The 18,869-nt window shown below is 41.5% G+C and carries 18 protein-coding genes; 6 read left to right on the plus strand and 12 right to left on the minus strand.

Going from position 1 to position 18,869, the window contains the following annotated elements; all coding sequences use genetic code 11:
* Window positions 1-3 precede the first annotated feature (3 nt).
* From NSU11_RS09710 to NSU11_RS09720, 3 genes are all read left to right on the plus strand, one after another.
* Window positions 4-1,881, plus strand: coding sequence for a prenyltransferase/squalene oxidase repeat-containing protein (locus NSU11_RS09710; protein WP_122630996.1), 1,878 nt, complete (start codon window positions 4-6; stop codon window positions 1,879-1,881).
* Window positions 1,874-2,695 (plus strand): superoxide dismutase, encoded by an 822-nt coding sequence (locus NSU11_RS09715; protein ID WP_025093123.1) that lies wholly within the window; start codon window positions 1,874-1,876, stop codon window positions 2,693-2,695. The genes NSU11_RS09710 and NSU11_RS09715 overlap by 8 nt, the downstream gene beginning before the upstream one ends.
* A gap of 149 nt (window positions 2,696-2,844) precedes the next feature.
* Window positions 2,845-3,795, plus strand: a complete 951-nt coding sequence (locus tag NSU11_RS09720) for a bile acid:sodium symporter family protein (RefSeq protein WP_024422685.1) — start codon at window positions 2,845-2,847, stop codon at window positions 3,793-3,795.
* 35 nt (window positions 3,796-3,830) lie between these two features.
* On the opposite strand, the gene odhB is transcribed toward NSU11_RS09720, so the two are convergent.
* The 7 genes from odhB to cdaS form a co-directional block, all read right to left on the minus strand.
* Window positions 3,831-5,087 (minus strand): 2-oxoglutarate dehydrogenase complex dihydrolipoyllysine-residue succinyltransferase, encoded by a 1,257-nt coding sequence (gene odhB / locus NSU11_RS09725; RefSeq protein ID WP_024422686.1) that lies wholly within the window; start codon window positions 5,085-5,087, stop codon window positions 3,831-3,833.
* A gap of 14 nt (window positions 5,088-5,101) precedes the next feature.
* Window positions 5,102-7,936 (minus strand): 2-oxoglutarate dehydrogenase E1 component, encoded by a 2,835-nt coding sequence (gene sucA / locus NSU11_RS09730; protein ID WP_034280582.1) that lies wholly within the window; start codon window positions 7,934-7,936, stop codon window positions 5,102-5,104.
* A gap of 224 nt (window positions 7,937-8,160) precedes the next feature.
* Window positions 8,161-10,077, minus strand: a complete 1,917-nt coding sequence (locus NSU11_RS09735; RefSeq protein WP_024422688.1) for a VWA domain-containing protein — start codon at window positions 10,075-10,077, stop codon at window positions 8,161-8,163.
* Between the two features lie 11 nt (window positions 10,078-10,088).
* The gene (locus NSU11_RS09740) at window positions 10,089-10,967 is read right to left on the minus strand and encodes a MoxR family ATPase (protein ID WP_024422689.1); all 879 of its coding nucleotides are present in this window, start codon (window positions 10,965-10,967) and stop codon (window positions 10,089-10,091) included.
* Between the two features lie 89 nt (window positions 10,968-11,056).
* Window positions 11,057-11,635, minus strand: a complete 579-nt coding sequence (locus tag NSU11_RS09745; protein ID WP_073205963.1) for a superoxide dismutase family protein — start codon at window positions 11,633-11,635, stop codon at window positions 11,057-11,059.
* Between the two features lie 78 nt (window positions 11,636-11,713).
* The gene (locus NSU11_RS09750; protein WP_342493567.1) at window positions 11,714-13,036 is read right to left on the minus strand and encodes a LysM peptidoglycan-binding domain-containing protein; all 1,323 of its coding nucleotides are present in this window, start codon (window positions 13,034-13,036) and stop codon (window positions 11,714-11,716) included.
* Window positions 13,037-13,440: 404 nt separating this feature from the next.
* Window positions 13,441-14,067, minus strand: coding sequence for a sporulation-specific diadenylate cyclase CdaS (gene cdaS, locus NSU11_RS09755; RefSeq protein WP_024422691.1), 627 nt, complete (start codon window positions 14,065-14,067; stop codon window positions 13,441-13,443).
* A gap of 82 nt (window positions 14,068-14,149) precedes the next feature.
* On the opposite strand from cdaS, the gene NSU11_RS09760 reads away from it, so the two are divergent.
* Both NSU11_RS09760 and NSU11_RS09765 read left to right on the plus strand, forming a co-directional pair.
* Window positions 14,150-14,275 (plus strand): hypothetical protein, encoded by a 126-nt coding sequence (locus NSU11_RS09760; RefSeq protein ID WP_008359993.1) that lies wholly within the window; start codon window positions 14,150-14,152, stop codon window positions 14,273-14,275.
* A gap of 59 nt (window positions 14,276-14,334) precedes the next feature.
* Window positions 14,335-15,696 (plus strand): MATE family efflux transporter, encoded by a 1,362-nt coding sequence (locus NSU11_RS09765; protein ID WP_024422692.1) that lies wholly within the window; start codon window positions 14,335-14,337, stop codon window positions 15,694-15,696.
* A gap of 45 nt (window positions 15,697-15,741) precedes the next feature.
* Here NSU11_RS09765 and bshB2 read toward each other — a convergent pair whose 3' ends face one another.
* From bshB2 to rarD, 4 genes are all read right to left on the minus strand, one after another.
* A complete protein-coding gene (bshB2, locus tag NSU11_RS09770; RefSeq protein WP_342493568.1) occupies window positions 15,742-16,407 on the minus strand; it encodes a bacillithiol biosynthesis deacetylase BshB2 in 666 nt (221 codons plus the stop codon).
* 18 nt (window positions 16,408-16,425) lie between these two features.
* On the minus strand, window positions 16,426-16,776 hold the full coding sequence (locus NSU11_RS09775; protein WP_008359999.1) for a YojF family protein: 351 nt from the start codon (window positions 16,774-16,776) through the stop codon (window positions 16,426-16,428).
* Entirely contained in the window at window positions 16,773-17,054 is a 282-nt protein-coding gene (locus NSU11_RS09780) for a hypothetical protein (protein ID WP_024422694.1), read from the minus strand. Before NSU11_RS09780 ends, NSU11_RS09775 begins: the two co-directional genes overlap by 4 nt.
* 78 nt (window positions 17,055-17,132) lie before the next feature.
* The gene (rarD, locus tag NSU11_RS09785; RefSeq protein ID WP_029705997.1) at window positions 17,133-18,044 is read right to left on the minus strand and encodes an EamA family transporter RarD; all 912 of its coding nucleotides are present in this window, start codon (window positions 18,042-18,044) and stop codon (window positions 17,133-17,135) included.
* An 86-nt stretch (window positions 18,045-18,130) separates the two neighbouring features.
* Here rarD and NSU11_RS09790 point away from each other — a divergent pair, with 86 nt between their 5' ends.
* Window positions 18,131-18,604: an Hsp20/alpha crystallin family protein gene (locus NSU11_RS09790; protein WP_024422696.1), complete on the plus strand. Its 474-nt coding sequence runs from the start codon at window positions 18,131-18,133 to the stop codon at window positions 18,602-18,604.
* Window positions 18,605-18,645: 41 nt separating this feature from the next.
* Here NSU11_RS09790 and NSU11_RS09795 read toward each other — a convergent pair whose 3' ends face one another.
* A complete protein-coding gene (locus NSU11_RS09795) occupies window positions 18,646-18,861 on the minus strand; it encodes a hypothetical protein (protein ID WP_034660939.1) in 216 nt (71 codons plus the stop codon).
* Between the last annotated feature and the right edge of the window lie 8 nt (window positions 18,862-18,869).

Below are 18,869 nucleotides of genomic sequence, written 5' to 3' on the forward strand. Positions count from 1 at the left end.
CATATGCAAGATTTTAAATTGAAAGTAAACGAATTTATTGAAGAATTGCACATGCAAATGCAGCGAAGACAACGAGAAGATGGTGCCTTTGTTTTCTGCTTTGAAGGTCCTATGATGACAAATGCTTTTTTGATTATGCTGTTAAAGGCTGTCGGCGATTCGGATCAGGCTTTGGTTCATCAATTAGCAGAAGCGATACGCGAAAAACAAAATGAGGATGGGTCTTTTTCTTTGTATCATGATCAAACGGGACATGTAACAGCCACTGTGCAGGGCTATTGCGGAATGCTTGTTTCAGGCAGGTTTCAACAAGATGAGCCTCATATGGAAAAAGCAGCGCAATTTATTCGATCAAAAGGCGGATTAAAGAACGTTCACTTTATGACAAAGTGGATGCTCGCCGTCAACGGCATGCACCCTTGGCCGTATTTCTATGCACCACTTTCCTTTTTACTCATCCCTACATACTTTCCGCTGCACTTCTATCATCTTAGTGCTTATGCAAGAATTCACTTTGTGCCAATGATGATTGCACTCAACAAACGATATACCTCTCATGAGAAATTCCCAAGCCTAGCACACCTTGATGCAAACATGACTAAAAATCCATTTGACTGGTTTATGGCAAAAGAAGAACGTTCCACTCATCACTTTCTGACTTACATGCGATCGTATACAGCACTTGACAGCCGGCTGGACTTTTTCGGATATGAAGCAGCAAAGCGATATATGTTTGACCGCCTCGAAAAAGATGGCACACTGTACAGCTATTTAAGTGCAAGTATTTTTATGGTCTATGCACTGATGAGTCTTGGATACTCGCCGGGACATCATCTCATTTTAAAAGCAGTCAAAGGCATGAAAAAGCTAGTCACTGTCTGTCAGGGCAGAATGTATGCAGAAAATTCCACATCCACAGTTTGGGATACAGCGCTTGTCAGTTATGCTTCTCAAAAAGCTGGCAAAAAACAAGAAGACCCAGTCATCACAAAGTCTTTCTTATACTTATTGAACCGGCAGCAAATGAAGAAAGCAGATTGGGCGATTCATAACCGGCATGCTGCTCCGGGAGGCTTTGGTTTTTCAGATATCAATACGAATAACCCTGATTGTGATGATACGCAAATTGTATTAAAAGCCATTCCGAAAACATACGCACCAGTTCAGTGGAAGCGAGGATTTCATTGGCTTCTTTCCATGCAAAACCGTGATGGCGGATTCTCTGCCTTTGAAAAAAATCAAGATCACTTCCTGCTTCGACATCTGCCGCTTGAATCTGCGGAGGATGCAGCAATTGATCCATCGACTCCTGATATTACAGGCCGCGTGCTTCATCTCATTGGTCTTGAAGAGAAAAATATGTCACCGCCTATTCAGAGGCAAAAAGATCAATGTGTCAAATGGCTCCTAGATCATCAAGAGAAAAATGGTTCATGGTTTGGCAGGTGGGGTGTTTGCTATATTTATGGAACGTGGGCAGCATTAACAGGTCTAAAAGCTGCCGGCATCCCCTCCACCCATCCTGCTGTCCAAAAAGCATGCCGATTTTTAAAGCAGATTCAACGAGCAGATGGCAGCTTCGGAGAATCGTGTAAAAGTGCAGAGGTAAAAACGTATGTCCCCCTTCCGTTTGGTACAGTGGTTCAGACGGCTTGGGCAGCAGAGGCACTTTTACAATATGAGAAGCCGGATGACAAAACGATTTTAAAAGCCATCTCATTTTTGATCCATCATCAGCAGCATACGAGTGAAGCCTTGCACTATCCAGTAGGCATTGGCCTGCCAAAGCAATTTTACATCACTTATCATAGCTACCCATTTGTCTTTCCGATGATGGCTTGTTCCACATTTTTAGAAGAAATGAGGCGTAAGAATGAATAAGGAAGAGTACCGTTTGCAGCTTAAAGAGTGGCTTAGCTCGATTCAACCCGCGATTCAAGATGACAACATCCGTCAGAAAGTAGACCATTTATGGTTTTCAATGGATGATGAACATTCCAGTGAACAAGAGTGGTACGAACTGGCAGAACGTATTGCTGAGGACATGAACCCACAAGAAGACATGCGAGAGGTAGCAGCTGGAAGTCACAAGTTACCTCCTCTCCCTTACCGGTATGATGCACTAGAACCGTTTATATCAAAAGAAATTATGTATTTGCATCACCAGAAGCATCATCAATCATATGTAGATGGTTTGAACCAAGCTGAGCTTGCATTAAAAAATGCAAGAAGAACCAATGATTTTAAAATGATCAAACATTGGGAACGGGAGCTTGCCTTCAATGGTGCGGGGCACTATTTACATTGTATTTTTTGGTTTTCCATGAGTCCTTCAGGAAAACGAAAGCCCACTGGACAAATGCTTCGTCTCATTGAACAATCGTTTGACAGCTATGATGCATTTAAATCTCAATTTTCAGCAGCGGCTAAACAAGTAGAGGGTGTTGGCTGGGCCATTCTCGTATGGGCGCCCAGATCTCAGCGATTAGAGATTTTACAAGCAGAACGCCATCAATTTTTGTCACAATGGGACGTGATCCCCCTTCTAGCCCTTGATGTATGGGAGCACGCCTACTACCTTCAATATCTGAATGAAAAAGCGAAATACGTAGATCGTTGGTGGAATGTAGTCGACTGGCGTGAGCCAGAAGCTAGGCTTAAGCAAGCACAGCAAGTGAGATGGACCCCTTTTTAAAACGATGCTCCATATAGGCTAATGCTTATATGGGGTATTTTTAGTTTACATAATTTTATTATTAACACCTTTATAAAGAATGGGTTGTTTTTTCAGAAAATTCGTTTAAAATAGAAAGGATATGTGAGGAAAGTGAGATGAAGCAATGAATGAACATTCTTTTAACCATTAGTCAATTTGCAGGAAGAACCTTTGCAATCTGGGTCATTATCTTTGCATGTCTTGGATTTGCTTTTCCTGACGTCTTTTCTCAGATTGGACCGTATATCCCTTTTTTACTAGGTGTCATTATGTTTGGGATGGGGCTTACGTTATCTGGTGAAGATTTTAAGGAGCTTTTTCGTAAACCTCTCTATGTGTTAATTGGGGTTTTGGCGCAGTACACACTCATGCCGCTGATCGCCTTTCTATTAGCTTACGGATTACGGCTGCCGTCTGAAATTGCAGTAGGCGTTATTCTTGTCGGCTGCTGCCCGGGCGGTACAGCATCCAATGTCATGACCTTCTTGGCAAAAGGCAATATGGCATTATCCGTAGCGGTCACAACGATATCGACCCTTCTTGCTCCCTTTTTAACGCCTCTCTTTATCTATATTTTTGCAAGATCATGGTTACCTGTATCACCGGAGGCATTATTTTTGTCGATTGTCCAAGTTGTGCTAATTCCTATTATCTTAGGGGTTATCGTTAAGGTATTTTTCAAAAAACAAGTAAACTATGCAGTTCAAGCATTGCCGCTTGTATCTGTTGCTGGAATTGTGTTGATCATTGCAGCGGTTGTCAGTGCAAATAAAGAGCAGATTCTTCAAACTGGATTGCTGATATTTGCCGTTGTTATATTACATAATGCACTTGGTCTCTTATTTGGTTACCTGATCGCAAAGTGGTGCAGAATGGATATCCCTTCTCGTAGAGCGATCTCGATCGAAGTAGGCATGCAAAACTCCGGGCTCGGTGCAGCGCTAGCAACAGCACACTTCTCACCGCTCGCAGCCGTACCAAGTGCGATTTTTAGTGTGTGGCATAATTTATCTGGTTCCTGGCTTGCGACGTATTGGTCAAAACGAGGACAACATGACAGTGAAAAGAAAAAAAGCTAGCACCTTAACAGGTGCTAGCTTTTTATAATTGAAGATTATCCTTCAAGTAATAGCTGCTCAGGATCTTCAAGCAGATTTTTAATCGTAACGAGGAATCCAACTGCTTCTTTACCATCGACAATGCGGTGGTCATAAGAAAGAGCTAAATACATCATCGGACGGTTCTCAAAACGTTCTTCATCAATCGCTACCGGACGAAGCTGAATTTTATGCATCCCTAAAATTCCAACTTGCGGGCTGTTTAAAATCGGAGTTGAAAGCAGAGAACCAAATGTTCCGCCGTTTGTAATCGTGAATGATCCACCTTGTAACTCATTAAGAGACAATTTGTTATCTCTTGCTTTTTTCGCAAGATGACCAATTTCTTTTTCAATCCCCGCAAATGACAATCTGTCTGCATCACGGACAACCGGTACAACAAGTCCTTCGTTTGCAGCAACAGCGATGCCGATGTCATAGAATTTTTTCAAGACAAGCTCATCACCTTGAATTTCTGCGTTAAGCAGCGGATATTTCTTCAGTGCTGCTACAACTGCTTTTGTAAAGAAGGACATGAAGCCAAGCTTGACATCATTTTGTTCTAGGAAGGCATCTTTACGACGCTTTCTTAAATCCATTACCGCTGTCATATCGACTTCATTAAATGTCGTCAGCATCGCAGCCGTTTGTTGAACTTCAACTAAACGTTTTGCAATTGTTTGTCTGCGGCGTGACATTCTTTCACGTTCAATAGGCTTTCCTGGTTGTTCAGTTTGCACCGCAGCATTTGCTTTTGGCGCGGCTTTCGGTGCACTTGCAGGTGCTTCATTCTTTTGATAAGAAGCGACATCCTGCTTTCGTACCCTGCCCAGCGGATCTACGGTTGGAATCTCAGATAAGTCTAACCCCTTCTCTCTCGCTAATTTTCTAGCTGCAGGAGAAGCGATGGTTCTGCCATTACCAGCTTTCGGCTCTTCTTTCACTGCTTCTTCTTTTTGAGCAGCTGCCGGTTCTTCTTTCGAAGCTGGTGCAGAAGCTTGCTCAGGTGCTGGAGCTGCGGACTCGCTTCCGCCAGCTTCACCTGCTGCAATCGTTCCGATGACCTCTCCAACTTGTACAGTGTCACCAGAATCTTTCAGCACTTCTTTTAATACACCAGATTCTTCAGCAGTCAGTTCGACATTGACTTTATCTGTTTCAAGTTCTAGCAGGTACTCCCCCTGCTCCACATAATCGCCCGGCTGCTTTAGCCATTGAGCAATCGTTCCTTCCGAGATTGATTCCGCTAATTCAGGTACTTTAATTTCCGCCATTTTTCATTTCCCCCTTAGTTTTTGCGAGTCAAGCTATCAGATACAATTCGTTCTTGTTCTTTTTTATGCACAGTTGGATCACCCTCAGCCGTACTTGAACGTCTTCTTCGGCCGATGTAACGTACTTTTACTTTTTCAGGCGCAATTTCACGTAAATATGGCTCAATGTATCCCCAAGCTCCCATATTTTGTGGTTCTTCTTGCACCCATACGATTTCTTCTAAGTTTGTCAGCTTTGTTAAAATTCCTTTAATATCTTTGGCTGGGAACGGATATAGCTGTTCCACTCTTGCAACGTGAAGCCAATCCTTCGGCTCTTCCATTTGAGTAAAACGATCACTAATATCAATGGATACCTTCCCGCTAGATAGAACGAGACGCGATACTTTTTCGTGATCATGTACAAGACCTGGCTGTTCAAGAACTGGACGGAACTGTCCATCTGTTAATTCTTGGACTTCAGACAATGTGTTCGGGTTACGAAGCAGACTCTTCGGTGTCATAATCACAAGCGGACGAATCTCTTCACGAAGCAGCATTTTCGCCTGTCTTCTAAGAATATGGAAATATTGCGCTGCACTTGTCAGGTTCGCAACTGTCCAGTTATTCTCAGCAGCTGATTGCAGGAAGCGCTCTGTTCTTCCACTTGAATGCTCAGGACCTTGTCCTTCATATCCATGCGGCAGCAGCATGACTAAACCTGATTTTTGTCCCCATTTTGCACGGCCAGCTGAGATAAATTGATCGAAATACACTTGAGCCGCATTTGCGAAGTCTCCGAATTGAGCTTCCCAAATCACTAACGTTTCAGGAGAATAGACATTATAACCATATTCAAACCCGATGACTGAGCCTTCTGACAGTGGACTGTTATGAACTGTAAACGATGCATTCGCATCACTTAGTTCATGAAGAGCAATAAATTCATCTCCCGTTTGACTGTCGTGAAGAACAAGGTTTCTTTGAGCAAAAGTACCACGCTCTGAATCCTGTCCGGTCATTCGAATTGGCGTACCGTCTTTTAATATAGATGCAAATGCGAGTGCTTCTCCAAGTGACCATTCTACTTTACGGTCATCTGTAAACACTTTTGCACGTTTTTCAAGGATCCGCTTCAGTTTACCAAATACTTGGAAATCATTCGGCCAGCTGATCAATTCTTCATTCAGCTTTCGCAATACATCAAATTCTACTGATGTATCCACTGCTGGGAAGCCGTTTGATACAGGCTCTGGCAGTTCGATTTCTTGAATCGTATGCTCTTTCTTTGAAGGCACCTTTTTATAAGCTTCTTCTATTTTTGCTGTCACAGCCTGCTCGATTTCTTCACGCTGCTCTTTTGTCAAAAGACCTTCTGAGACAAGTTTATCTGCAAAGATATTCTTGACCGTTTTGTGCTTTCTGACCGCATCGTACAGCATTGGCTGAGTTGTAGAAGGCTCATCCATTTCGTTATGACCGTATCTGCGGTAACCGATCAAGTCAATAAGGAAATCCTTCTTGAAGCGTTTGCGGTATTCTACTGCTAGCTGAACAGCCGCTAAACACGCTTCTGGATCATCTGCATTGACGTGAACAATAGGAATCTCAAATCCTTTTGCAAGGTCACTCGCATATTTCGTCGAGCGAGATTCATTGCTTTCTGTTGTAAACCCGATCATATTATTGGCAATAATATGGATGGTTCCGCCCACTTGATAGCCTACAAGTTGGCTTAAATTTAATGTTTCTGCCACAATTCCTTCTCCAGGGAATGCTGCATCCCCATGAATTAAGATGGCTAACGCTTTTTCAACGTCTTGAACTGGATAGCCTTTTTGAGTACGTGATTCCTGAGCGGCACGCGTGCTTCCTTCAATGATTGGATCAATGAACTCCAAGTGGCTTGGGTTATTAGCAAGCGTGACTCTCGCACTCTTTGTATCTTCGTCTTTAATTTGACGGTCAGCTCCAAGATGGTACTTAACATCCCCTGTCCATCCGTAGCTGATGCCAATAGATCCTTCTGATGGAACGAGCTCTTTATTTGGCGCATGCTGGAATTCTGAGAAAATGATCTCATATGGCTTTCCTAACACATGTGCTAATACATTTAAACGGCCTCTGTGTGCCATTCCAATGTTAATATTTGAAGTCCCTTGTGTAACAGACTCTGAAATAATTTCATCAAGTACTGGGACAAGTGCGTCTAAACCTTCTATAGAGAAGCGTTTTTGCCCAACAAATGTTTTATGAAGAAACTGCTCGAACTGCTCAACTTCTGTTAATCTCTTGAATACAGAAACTAGTTTATCTGCTGGTTTTTTCTTAAATAGTTCACCAGATTCGATTGATTTTGAGAGCCAGTTTCGCTCTTCGAAGTCATGCACGTGATCAAACTCAAATGAAATGGTACGTTTATACGTATTTCTCAAATGGTTAATGGCTTCTATGCCGTTTGAAATGTGTTTTGGTGCATCCGGACTAATAATAGATATCGGAATATTCTTGACATCTTCTTCTGTTAAACCGTACTCCTTTAAAGGAAACAGTTCTTGTAATTCCTTTTCTTTGCGAAGAGGATTGACGGAAGCATTTAAATGGCCATACGTTCTGATGTCTTCTGCCAGTTTAACGACTGATGCTATCTTTTGGATTTGTTCAGAAGTAACTACGCTATTTTCTTTTTTCCCAATTTCCTCCTTCATTTCACTCGGTGGTGCACCAAGTTCATCAAATATGCCTCTTAGATCTTCATCAACACTAGTAGGATCCTGGACATATTGATCGTAGAGCTCGAGCACATAGCCGAGGTTCGGACCATGAAATTCTTCCCAACTCAACGGTTGTTTCACATCATTTTGAAACATTTTGAACACTACCCCCAACTTTGATCATCAAGTGATTGAACACTATCTCGATATAACTTCCAGAACACAATGACCAAATTTATGTAATAAAACGCTTCCAATAATATTCTACCACTGTTTTGGATTACTTTCTACATTCTTTGTTCAATTAAAGATAAAAAATTCACAGAAAAACAAAAAATTTAAATCATTCCGAAAAATAATTTGAAGAAAGGGGCAAAAGCTTATGCCCCAATGCTTTTATGCAGCAGTTTCTTCAGTAATGGATATAAAACATCTGGCAATGTATCGACATCTGGTACAAAAATGCTGAACTTGCCGTACATATCTTGAATGGTTTTCATCTGTGCTTCTTCTATCGGCGAATTGGATAAAAACACATTGATCACCTCAATGCCCTTTTTCCTCGCTTCAAGAACTGCTTCATGCGTATCGACAATCCCATTTTGTTCGTAGCTGAACGCAGCTGGCTCTCCGTCTGAAAAGACAATCAGAAACTTTTGTTCTTCTCTTCTCTTTAAAATCATCTTTGTCATTTGGCGAATCGCATAGCCATCCCGGTTATCCTCTTCTGGCTCAAGAGACATAATAGAAGGCCCTGCATCAAATAGAGAATCTTTGAACGACACAACTGTGTTGAAGTAGTTTGGCTGACTTGTTTCTGTTGCGTCGTTTGTATCTTCCCAAAACCCAACAATTTGATGTGGGACTTGCACGGATTTTAACGCTTCATGAAAGAGAACAATGCCTTTTTTCGTCTCATCCATCTTGTCAAACATGCTCGCTGAACAGTCTACTAATAAGGTGAAAACAGCATCAATCTGAGAAGACGGTGCCTGTTTTTTATAGAAAAGACGCGGGTTAGACTCTGTAAAGTAGCGAATCAGCTTTTTACTGAGACGTCCTGCATGAAGGTCTGTTTTAGGCCATGATTTTTTATGTTCAAGTGTTTTTTGGATCATTTGTTTTAAGCGTTTCTGATAAGGCTCAATTTCCTTCGCATGCTGCTTGTATGCATCGATTTGTTCTGGCTTAGGAGGATCTGGTGAAATCATGACTGGAAACGCATATTTGTTTTCTTTTCCATTCTCATAACCATCTGACCCGCTTTCTTCACCTTCAGCCTCTTCCAGCGCTTCAAGCTTTGAATAATCTTTTCGGTGTGTTTGCTTTGCAGAGCCCTGGACAGTTCCGAGTGCCTGATCTCCGTCATCACCTTCTCTTGCCGCATCCTTACCAAGATCACTTTTACCGCCGTGCTCTAAATCAAATTGAAGGAAGCTTTTGGATGGCGCTTCGGTTTCTCGATGCCACACTTCCATATACTCTTGGTGAATGTCTTCATCGCCTTCTTTTTCACGGTCGACTTTAATGTCCTCACTTAATTTAGGTTTTCTTTTTAAATCATGGAACAGCGGTTCTTTTGCCGCTTGTTCATAGTCCAATTCAGGGAAGAAAAAGTACGTATTCAGCATATCCTTTTCAAGAAGCTCATCGAAGCCTTCCATTAATTCTTTTACAATAACTGCGATGTCTGCTGTTGAACCCGCATCATACACACGTTCAAGACTTGACTCAATAAACGGAATCATCGGGTTGATCTGCTCATGAAGAGGCGGAATCTCTTCGAGCGGAGAATCAGCTGTCAGCTTCACATAAATCGCACAAAAGAGTGCATCTGTTAAAATACTTCGTTCTTGGTTAATCGTTAATTGTGTCTTAAAGTGACGCCGGTACAGCTCTCTTCTTCGTTTAAATACCTTTTTTGTTCCTGGGCGGTCATGTTTAATCCGCTCTTCGATCCGGATATCTTCAAACAGCATAAACAATTGTTTACATACATCAGGAATGGATAATGTATGAGCAAAGCGAATGATCTCCTGAAATACCGTAAGATCACTATAAACCGTGCCTACTGCACGAAGGAACACATCACTTTTCAGCCCTGCTAGCATATCTTCTTGTTTACGATCATCCCAAAAATGACTGATGAAAATTTTCTTTTCAAACGGTTCATAGTAGGACTGTACACCGTATTCAAGCTCGACATCATCACTTTTTGCTAACGTTTTGGCTAAATCCGTTAATTCCATAAATAAAAATGAATCGATTCTGCTGTCATTAAATTTAATGAATTTCAAAAGTCAGAACCTCACTCGAATAATGTTTGAGCGATATTTCTTACCGCTGCTTTTTCCCGGTCATCTTCCAGCTTTTCAACAATGCCTCGTTCAACGGCACGAAGCGGCGGGATGTACTGCGCAAGATCACAAGTATCCAGGAGTGCACGGATGGATGCTGCTTCTTCACTCACCTGTCCGTTATGAGCTTGTGTAATGAGGTCTGATGAGAGCTGAACGAATTGATCAATTAACCGCTCATCCTTTAAAACAGATTGAGATTGCAGTACATCTTTCAGGATACCGCCGCCGATATATGGAACGTCAATGACAACAAAACGGTTTTTTAACGCTTCATTTAGAGGCACTGTGCCGACATATCCTTCATTGATTGCCGCAATGACGCCAAAGCCTTCTTCTGCTCGAACAACCTCACCTGTAAATGGGTTTGTCATCATTTTTCTGTAGTCGAGTACACCATTTAAAATAGGAAGTGTTTCTGGCTTCGCCATGTTGATTTCATCAATATATAAAAGATGGCCTTTTTTCATTGCTTTTGTCACAGGCCCTTCAATGAATTCAATCGAAGCCACCTGACCATCATTGTGAATGGTTTTATAGCCAATCAAGCTTTCAGCATCAAGATCAACCGAGCAGTTCACACTGTGCATCGGCTGCTGAAAGAAAGCGGATAATGTTTCTGCTAGTTTGGTTTTACCTGAGCCCGTCGGCCCCTTTAAAAGAACGTTTTTTCCTAGTGCTAATGCAATCATGGCATCTTGAATGATAGAAGTATCCTGTGATTCATAGCCGCCTGTTCCAATAAGTGGACGAAATTCTTCTTCCAGCCCTTTTGCTTTTGCTTCAATCATTGCTTGAATTTCTTCTGGGAGTGATTGTTCGTTAAACATGTATGATTAATTCCTCTCTTCGATCATTTTCCTCACCAAGTATACTAAAAAAACCTTTATGCACTCAATACATAAAGGTTAGACTTCTGTTATTTTACCATTTCTTTTGTGATTGATCCGCAAGCGATGCGTTTCCCTGAGTTTCCAGAAGGGTTACTTAAATAATCATCTGCTTCTGCATGAATGATAAAGCTTCGCCCATTTTGATCGATTAATTGATTTGGGCCTCCCTTTAACGTCACATCTGGTACGTTCACAACCACATCAATTTGTCCATCTGCTCCTACCTCTAAATTAGGCATATCTCCAGCATGGTGCCCCTTTGGATTGTCAAAACCATGCTCTCTATGGGTTGGATTAAAGTGAGCTCCTGCCGTTTCAAAATCTGGCGTTTCACATATTCCTGTTTCATGAATATGAAAACCGTGAGGACCTGGCGGCAGCCCTTTCGCTTTCACATGCAGATCCAGCCCATTTTCTGAGGACTCTCTTATTTCAATGCTTCCTATTTTTTGCCCGCTTTCGTTTATGAGTGACGTCGTGACTGGTGCTTGTTTATGTGCTGAAACTTCGCTTGTTTCTTCTGTCGTTTCTTTTTTTGGCGGTGCATGACATGCTGATGCGGTAAAGATCAAACATATCATGATCATCCACACTGACTTTTTCATTTATGACTGCCCCCTTTTGTTATCAGTATGGACAATCACAGCAGCGGGCAAACAAAAAAAGCCGAAAATCGGCTTTTTTTAGAAGAAACGTTTTGCACCTAAGTAGGCTTTTTTCCAATATGGGTTACTTAAGTTCGAAATTCCTACTCCATTGTCACTTGCATGAAGGAAATTTCCTCCGCCAAGGTATAGTCCCATATGAGAAGGGCCTGCTTTGTACGTTGTAAAATAAACAAAATCTCCAACTTGTGGTGTGCTTACAGGAGTCATCATATTCCAGTAGCCAGCTGTGCTTAATCTGGATACAGATGAAACTTTGTTAATGAGATAGTAAACAAAGCCGCTGCAGTCAAATCCTGCTGGTGTATTACCGCCCCATCTGTAAGGAACGCCTGTCAGCTTTTTCCCCTCTTGAATCATTGTCGTGATCTTTGCGTTCATTGGTACATCGTTTTTGTTATTGTTGACTGGAGTTGTTGAACCGTTAGACGTAGAACCGTTCGATCCAGTTGAGCCGGAAGCTGCACCATTAATTTTTAATACTTGTCCAATTCTAAGCACATCACTTTTCAAGCTGTTGGCTGTGCGGATGGATTGAACCTGTACTTTGAATTGATTCGCAATTTTCCATAACGAATCGCCTGATTTTACAGTATAAGAGGTTGTTTTCCCGCTAGAAGACTGGTTACTATTTGAATTGCTTGGTTTAGTAGGTTTTGACTGACTTGGTTTTGATGCAGCCGTCCCTTTTACTTTCAATACTTGATTCGGATAAATCATATCAGATTTTAATCCGTTCAATGTTTTGATTTCACCAATCGACATATTTAGCGAATTCGCAATTTTCCAAAGAGAATCCCCTAATTTGACCTTGTATGTACTTGAAGACGATGAACTATTTGAGTTCGTTGTTTTATTGCTTGAGCTGGAGTTTGAAGATGAGTTTGAATTTGATGACTGGCTTCCGCTCGTCTTCGTGCTGCCAGATACCTTTAGCTTTTGACCAGGACGAATCAAGTCGCTGTTTAAGCTGTTTAGGCTTTTTAAGCTTGCAACTGACATTTTATGATTTTTTGCAATCAGCCATAAAGAATCCCCAAGCTTTACAGTATAGCTGGAAGTCGTTGAAGCACTTGATTTCTTTGCTTTTGACCCTGTTGACGAACTGGATTTCTTGCTTTTTTCACCAGGAATTTTTAAGCTTTGCCCTGCAAAAATCATTGTCGTTTTTAATTGATTAAGAGATTGAAGCTCCGAAATAGTTGTATTGTACTGTTCGGCAATCTTCCAAAGTGAGTCACCGCTTTTCACCTTGATCGTCTGTGCTTCTGCCGGTGCAGCAAACACAGCTGAGCCAGCGATCGCTGAAACTGTGAGGCCGGTTACTACTTTTTTCTTCATAAAGAAATCTCCGCCTTTCGTAATTTGGTCCATTAAGACTTATGTACTAGTTTTGAGTTTAGCATTTAATGGTTCTGCTTCTCTTGCACTATTTTATCTTTATTTCTATTATATTACTCGACATGAAGACGTTGGGCAATAACAAATAGGCTAAAGCAGCCAACTCAAAATGCTAAAAAACAAAGCCATATCGTTTCTATCGGCTGTTTGTTGTATTTATAAACATTTTTTAAGGAATTTTTAAGTTGACGTTTAGAAATTTGTCAAAACAAGCACACTGCTAGTTTCATAGTTCTATTCTACATGACAAATTTTTCTGTATCAAATGACTTTTTACTTAATTGGTCGATTTTTCTCCGCAAATAAAAAAGCATCCTTCCGAATGAAGAATGCAGCGTTCGTTTTTATTTTCTTATTTCCGGATCTTTTACGGTAAGCGGGTAAAGCACGCCTTCTTTCGCAAACGACATTTTTCCCGTTTCTTCTGATACGACAAGAACAAGTGCATCGGTCATACCAGAGAGTCCGATCGCTGCTCTATGCCTTGTGCCGAGCGACGGGCTCACTTTTTTCGATGTAAGCGGCAGCACATTTGCAGCAGAAACAAGTGTATTTTCTTTGACTAAAAGAGCACCATCATGCAGTGGATTTCCCGGATAGAAAATGCTTTCTATTAAGGAAGCGCTAATTTTCGCATGAAGGTTTGTCCCTTTTTGAATAAAATCCTCAACCTCATCGCGTCTTTGGATCACAATGAGTGCTCCATGCTTTTGTTTTGATAAATTCTCAATGGCTAAAGAAAATTGAGCAAATCCTGGTGTGAATTCTTCCATATACGCTTGTAAATAAAACGACGAGGCCTCTGCATGCATTTCATTAAACTGATCATGCAATGCTTCGAGATCACAAAGTAAACACTGCTCTGTTTCATCAAGAGAATCAATGATGTCACTTGCATCCTTCATAATGTTCATTAAATGTGTTCTCATCCCGGCTTTAAATATCACTTCTTCGTTCGTCCGATGGATCATCTGATCTTTTCCCCCCTTCTTTCGCTTGTTGTTATAAAATAGCAAATTGTGCACATTCTATTTGTATGGAGGTGAGCTTAATATGACCATTCAGAAAATCATCCAATATGCTTGCAGCATTTTAGGTGTTGTCAGTCTTTCTTTTATTTATGCCCAAATGTTTAAAAAAACGAAGCCATCTAAGAAAAATAATCCGACGGAGAATTGATTTTTTTACATAGCATGATATAATTCCTCTCGTTATTTCTGTTCAGAGAGGAACTTATGATGAGAGAAACGAATAGCATTCGAGCAAAGCTGACACTATTTTTAACCATTTTGATTCCGATTTTAATCACCCAAGCAGGTCTTTCGCTTATTACCTTTTTAGATACGGTGATGTCTGGAAAAGTGAGTGCAGAAGACCTTGCGGGTGTTGCGATCGGTTCTAGTATTTGGACACCTGTTTATACGGGACTTGCCGGGATTTTGATGGCCGTTACTCCGATTGTGGCTCAGCTGATGGGCGCTGGGCATAAAGATGATGTTCCCCGGGCTGTCTTTCAGGCGATCTATTTGTCCTTTCTTTTAAGTATCGCTGTAATTGTCATTGGTACGATCAGCGTTCCTTACATACTCGGAGGACTTGGACTCGAGCACTCTGTAGAGGATATTGCCCGGCATTTCCTCAGCTTTCTTGCTTTTGGCATCATTCCGCTGTTTGGTTATTCGGTGCTAAGGTCATTTATTGATGCATTAGGGAAAACACGTGTGACAATGTTCATCACGCTCACAGCACTTCCTATTAACTTTGTTTTAAATTACGTATTTATTTTTGGGAATTTTGGCTTTCCAAAGCTTGGGGGCGCGGGTGCCGGTCTTGCATCTGCAATGACGTATTGGGCGATTTTCATCATGAGTATTTGTATTGTCATTAAAGCAGAACCATTTGCCTCATTTCGTTTGTTTCAAAAACTGCCTCGAATGAATATCTCCCGTATAGGGCAAATACTGAAAATTGGCCTTCCTATCGGGTTTGCGATCTTTTTTGAAACGAGTATCTTTGCAGCAGTGACCCTATTAATGGGGCACTTTGATACCATTACTATCGCCAGTCACCAAGCAGCGATGAACTTTGCTTCTATTCTTTATATTTTACCGCTTAGTATCTCAATGGCATTAACGATCGTTGTTGGGTTTGAAGCGGGGGCTAAGAGGTATAAAGACGCGCAAAGCTACAGCTATATCGGCATTGGAACGGCGGTATTATTCTCATTATGTACGGCCGCCCTCATCTTGCTATTCAGACCAGAGATCGCTGGTTTATATACAGCTGAATCAGCTGTTTTACAAATGACACAGCACTTTTTGATTTACGCGATCTTTTTCCAGCTGTCAGATGCGATTGCTGCACCTATTCAAGGGGCTCTGCGCGGCTATAAAGATGTGAATTATACGCTGATTGCTGCTTTTGTCTCTTACTGGGTCATCGGTCTTCCTGCCGGTTATCTCATTGGCACATATACCTCCTTTGGGGCGTTTGGTTATTGGATCGGACTGATTGCCGGGCTTGCCGCAGGCGCTATCGTCCTCTTTATCCGTCTCAGATTGATTCAAAAACGTCAACTCAGGCATGTATCGAATCACTAAATACAACACAAAAAAGCAGCTGACATAGATCAGCTGCTTTTTTGTTTAGTCATTCCATTGATACGTCCAGAAAATTTCTTCATCAAACCATTTTTGGACAACTGGTTCTTTGTTTTTCAGCTTTTGTTCAAGCTCTCTCAGCATGCCCTCTGTTTGCGTTCTATGCGCTCTCAGTGCATTTAATTTGATATCTGCAACATCTGTAATATCAATCACAATATCCGCATGTCCAAGGACTTCTTCTCTATTCTTCGTAATGGCCATGCAGTATGTGACAGGACGGTCTTCTTTTTTCTTGCGGTAAAGAGCACGAATCACAGCTTCACCTGTCGCATCATGATCAGGATGTACACCGTGTCCTGGATAAAACGTCACAATGAGTGTCGGTTTGACTTCATCAATGATGGTTTCCATCACATCTGCCAAATACTCGTCGTCTTCAAATTCCAATGTTTTATCACGCAGGCCAAGCATACGTAAGTCTGTGATATCCATTTCTTTGCAGGCATTGATTAATTCCTGTTTTCTTAATTCAGGAAGTGTTTCACGGTTCGCATATGTTGGACTTCCCATATTTCTGCCCATTTCTCCAAGTGTCCCGCATGCATATGTGACGGGAATTCCGCGTTTTCTGTTTTGTGCAATGAGACCAGCAACCCCAAAAGATTCATCATCGGGGTGAGGCAGCATCACTAGTACATGTTCGTTCATGACTTGTCACCCTTTCTTCTACACCTGAAATGGTGTTTCACTAATTTGTAATGAGATCGCTAGTTTGCCGTCTGGCAAGTGTCCAGCTAATAGCAGGCGGCCTTGGTCATCAAACACATAATCGGTTAATCCTTCTGCGTAAATCCAGCCATCTTCTGTTTTCATTCCAACACGGTATGGACCTTGTCCTTTTATTTTCGCCTGTGAATAGACGACTTTCGCGTTGCGGATATACGCAACAACCGTCATATTTTGTTCATTTACATGAGCTGAATAAGAACCAGTTGTCGTTTCAAGATGAACGAAGACTGGACGATTTAAAAACGATTCAAGATGTGCTGTGACATCTTCCGTTTGAATTGGTTTCATGAGTGGTTCCTTCCTTCATTTTGAATTAATTCTCGCAGCTTTTTCGTATGTAAGCTGATCAGCTGCAGCTGATGATCATGCTTAAGCTCACTTTCTAAAATTCTCTCCACAGCAAGCACATACTTTTTGTGTAATGGTTTCCTTGCCCGCGGATGTGTTCGTGCATCAAGTAAATCATCACATATGGCCTCGTGTAAAGAAGACATATCATCAACATCAAGCTGACGATTTTTCCATAAAGATTGATAGGCGGCTGCAAGCTCATGAGCTGACGACATATGATCACCTCTACAGTTTTGGTAACAACTTATTATGACATGATCCGCCTGCAAAAAAAAGCAAACTGCTCGTTTGGCTTAATGAGAATTCGCTGTTTTTTTCATGCGTAATTGAGAGGTGGTAAACAGTAAAATCGCCACCCAAATACAAAGGAATGTCACAATTTTAGCTGCGGATAAGTGTTCGTGATAGACAAACAGCCCTAAAAACAGCGTAATTGTCGGTGCAATGTATTGCAAAATGCCCACTTGATAAAGAGGAATTCTTTTTGCGCCTTCTGAGAATAAAAGAAGCGGCACGGCTGTAAAAACGCCTGCAAAAAATAAGAGACCGAGCGACCCGAAGCTGTTAGGATTCATAGTCACGACAGGTTCTTTTAAGAAAAATAATAAGTACACAAGTGCAGCCGGTGCGAGAAGCAGCGTTTCAATCGTCAAACCAATCGCGCTCGTGAAGCTCATCCTTTTTTTAATCAAACCATAAAAGCCGAAGCTAAGAGCTAATAAGAAAGCAACGACAGGAAATGACCCGTATTGAACTGTTGAAAGGATCACCCCAAATGCGGCAATGAGGATGGCAATGGTTTGCCATTTATTTAGTCGTTCTTTTAAGAAAATAATGCCTAATAGAACGGATACAAGCGGATTAATATAGTACCCTAAACTTGCTTCTAGCATAAGACCATGATTGACTGCCCAAATGTAAACATACCAGTTGACCGAAATTAAAATAGCAGATAAAAGTAATGAAAAAAATGCTTTACCATCCAGTATGAGACCCTTCACAGTCTGCATTGCCGGGCGGACTTGTTTTAAATACAAAAGAATACCGCACATAAACACAAATGACCATAAAATTCTGTGCGCTAAAATTTCGCCTGACGAAATATGCTCCATCAGCTTCCAATATAACGGGAATAAACCCCAGAGTGTAAAAGATGCTGCCGTGTAGAGAACACCTTTTGATTGCTGTTCGTTCAATGTAACCATCCCTTTCTAAATCTAACGTATATTATAGCACGCACGCCGGCGAATGGGCATATACTAATTCAGGGCATTTAGAAAGGATGATTCACATGTTCGACTGGAACCGATTATTCCCTTTTCAAAAGCAGTTCTCAAAAGAAGTCTTAAAGAATTCAGATCCTAAAGACGTTGAGCAGTATGTCAATCAAGTCATGGAAAGTGTATTCGGCTCCAATTATCCTGCTCAGTTCCCATTTCAGGATCCCCTTTCTCAAAATCAAAAAACGAGAGAAAATGATGTCGAAAAAGAAAAAGAGCCAGAAGTCGAAGTGTTCGAGACGACTGATCATGTGTTTGTCAAAATTGAACTTGCTCGTCCGAACACAGAAAAAGTCAAAATCAAACATACAGCCAATCTGCTGTTTATTGATCATTTTCCTGAAGAAGGGACGCAGAAGAAAGTCGTTCTCCCTGCTGCTGTGAAACGAAAAGGAACGAAGGCGTCATATCAAGACGGCATTTTGGAAATTATGTTTTTAAAGCATGATGATCCAGGAATTTCTGAAATTGATATTCCATTATAAAAAGCCTGCTTTAAGAACGGAAGCAGGCTTACTCTTTTTTCTTAATAATATGGTGGATATCCGCCGCCATAAGGTGGTGGAGCAGGCGGTGGCGGCGGGTAGTATGGACGGGGATAATTAAAAATCGCACTTCCTAGAAATCCGCCAAGCAGTCCGCCGACTAAAGGAGCGCCAAAACCAAAAAACAAAGGGACTCTGGATTCATATGGCGGAATGCCAGGGGCGCCGCCTCGAAAATACGGAGTATGAGGGTACATGCATTTCT

Origin of the sequence: Bacillus sp. FSL R5-0712 (genome assembly GCF_038593285.1) — a bacterium.
Lineage (GTDB): Bacteria > Bacillota > Bacilli > Bacillales > Bacillaceae > Bacillus > Bacillus safensis.